Annotated in this window: 2 protein-coding genes; both read left to right on the top strand. The window is 64.0% G+C overall.

The genetic code is table 11. From position 1 onward, the window contains the following. Positions 1–158: 158 nt before the first annotated feature. On the top strand, positions 159–1,712 hold the full coding sequence (gene istA / locus ABIB14_RS18620) for an IS21 family transposase (RefSeq protein WP_354237380.1): 1,554 nt from the start codon (positions 159–161) through the stop codon (positions 1,710–1,712). Continuing rightward, positions 1,709–2,458, top strand: coding sequence for an ATP-binding protein (locus ABIB14_RS18625; protein ID WP_354237381.1), 750 nt, complete (start codon positions 1,709–1,711; stop codon positions 2,456–2,458). The genes istA and ABIB14_RS18625 overlap by 4 nt, the downstream gene beginning before the upstream one ends. Positions 2,459–2,568 lie beyond the last annotated feature (110 nt).

A 2,568-nucleotide genomic window follows, 5' to 3' on the forward strand; every position in this document is an offset into this window, starting at 1 on the left:
TGAATATTGGCTTCCAAGGAGGCCACGTGTGGTGCGGGTCAGAGCCACCTCCCTAAACCACGGATCGTGTCGTTCAGAGCCACGGTTGGTGTGGTTGAGAGCCACCTGTAAAGCTCCTTCCACCATGTGATGGCCACGTGGTGGAAGGAGTACCGGTAATGGTACGGAAGATCAAGGCGAAACTGGTCTTGCAGTTACGAAATCAGGGGTTGTCGGGCAGGGCGATCGCCTCGGCGCAGGGCATCGCCCGCAATAGCATTCAGGCGGTCCTCGATGCGGCGGAGCTGGCAGGTCTCGGTTGGGATGATGTCGCGGAGCTGTCGGAGGCCGAGGTGTATGCGGTGTTGTTTCCGGGCCGCGGGGTGCACGAGAGCGTGTTCGCGCAGCCGGACTGGGTTCGAATTCACACCGAGCTGGCCCGGGTCGGGGTGACGTTGAAGCTCCTCCATCAGGAGTATGTTGACGCGACTTCAATGGCGGCGCAGGCAACGATGAGTTATGACCGGTTCTGCCGGCTCTATGGCGACTACGCCGCGGTGTCGGGGGCGACGTCGCGGGTCGGGCATAAGGCCGGCCGCAGTATCGAGGTCGACTGGTCCGGGCCCACGATGCAGCTGCTGGATCTCACCACGGGCGAGATCTCGAAGGTGTATCTGTTCGTCGCCTGCCTGCCCTTCAGCCGGTATGCGTTCGTGGAAGCCTGCCTTGATATGCGGCAGGAGTCGTGGCTACGCGCCCACACATCGATGTTCACCTTCTTCGGCGGCAGCGTCCCGCGCCTGGTGCCCGACAACCTGAAGACCGGGGTCATCTCCCACCCGAAGGAGGGCGAAGTCGTCCTGAATGACGCTTACCGGGAGATGGCGGCGCACTACTCGGCCGCCGTACTCCCCGGCAGAGTGAGACACCCTCGAGACAAGAGCAGTGCCGAGAACACGGTCTCCCACGTCGCGACCTGGGTCATCGCGGGCTTGCGGCATGAGCAGTTTACGTCGCTGCCGCAGTTGCGCACCCGGATTTATGAGCAGATCGATTCCTATAACCGGCAGCCGTTCCAAAAACGCGACGGGTCCCGGCTGAGCGTCTTCACCACGGAGGAGAAACCGCTGCTGCAACCGCTGCCGGCGGCGCCGTTCGAGATCAGCACGTGGTCCTACAAGCGCAAGGTGAACAAGAACGCTCACGTGGTCTGGGCGAAGAACTTCTACTCCGTCCCCTTCAGCCACATCGGCGCCCTGGTGGACCTTCGCGTCACCGAGACGATGCTGGAGGTCTATCGGCGTGATGAGCGCCTGACTAGCCACCTGCTGCTGCCGGTAAGCACGGTGAATCAGTATCAGACGAACGACGCGGACCTGCCCGAGGGACGCAGTTGGCAGGCCTGGGATCGGGCCCGGATCGAGGAGTGGGCGGCGCGGATGGGCCCGGCGACCGTCACAGTGATCGGGAAGATCTTCGAGACCGTATTCATCGACGAGGCCGGCATCGACGCGGCGCTGGCCGTATTGCGCCTGTCGCGCCGGTTCTCACCGGCCCGGGTCGAAGCCGCTTGTCAGCTCGCGCTGCGGGGCCGGGTCCGCTCTCCGCGCTACGCCCATTTGCGGCCGATCCTCGACACCGGGCAGGACAAAACCGGACACACACCCGAACCGGAACCGGATGATGGCGGCTATGTCCGCGGCGGCGCCTACTACGCCGGAGGCACCCGATGAGCGCGCTGGATGGAGAGACCAAACGCAAGCTCCGGGAGATGAACGCCGGCGAGCTGCTGGAGGCGATCGATACCCAGGACGAGACCTTGTCGATCAGTTTGACGTTCGAGGAGCGGGTGAGGTTGGTCGTCGATGACGCCTACTCGACCTTCATGCATTCCAAGGTCGCCGGGTTGATCCGGCGGGCGGGGCTGCGTTATCCGAACGCGGATTTGCGCCGCATCGACCTGCTCGACGAGCGCGGCCTGAACCGGCAAGTGCTGACCCAGCTCGGCACCTGCTCGTTCGTGACCCGGCAGCAGAACGTCGTCTTCCAGGGCTTCACCGGGTCGGGGAAGTCGTATCTGGGATGCGCGATCGCCAAACGCGCCTGCGAGCACCGCATCCGCGCCCACTACGTCCGGATGCCCGACCTCGAGGAAGCCTGGGCCGCCGCCCAGGACACCCCCGGCGGCGCCGGGAAGTTCCTGCGCAAATATGCCGCCTTCACGCTTTTGGTGATCGACGAGTGGTTGCTGGACCGGCCGACGGAATCGATGCGGACAATGCTGCTGGAGTTGATGGAGCGCCGTTACGGCGAGACATCGACGGTGTTCTGCACCCAGTACCAGCAGAAGGACTGGCACCAGCGCCTCGGCTCCGGTGTTCACGCCGACGCGATCATGGACCGCATCATCCACAACACCGTCTGGGTCGAGACCGGCACCCACAACATGAGGGAGCAGACCGCCCTCACCAGCGCTTAAGGTCGGGCCGAGGGCCAGTGGCTCCCAACCACACCACCACTGGCTCTCTTCCGCACGATCGCTGGCTCTGAACCGCACGATCGGGTGGCTCTCAAGGCATCAAATACTCA

Source organism: Arthrobacter sp. UYEF3 (assembly GCF_040546245.1).
GTDB lineage: Bacteria > Actinomycetota > Actinomycetes > Actinomycetales > Micrococcaceae > Arthrobacter.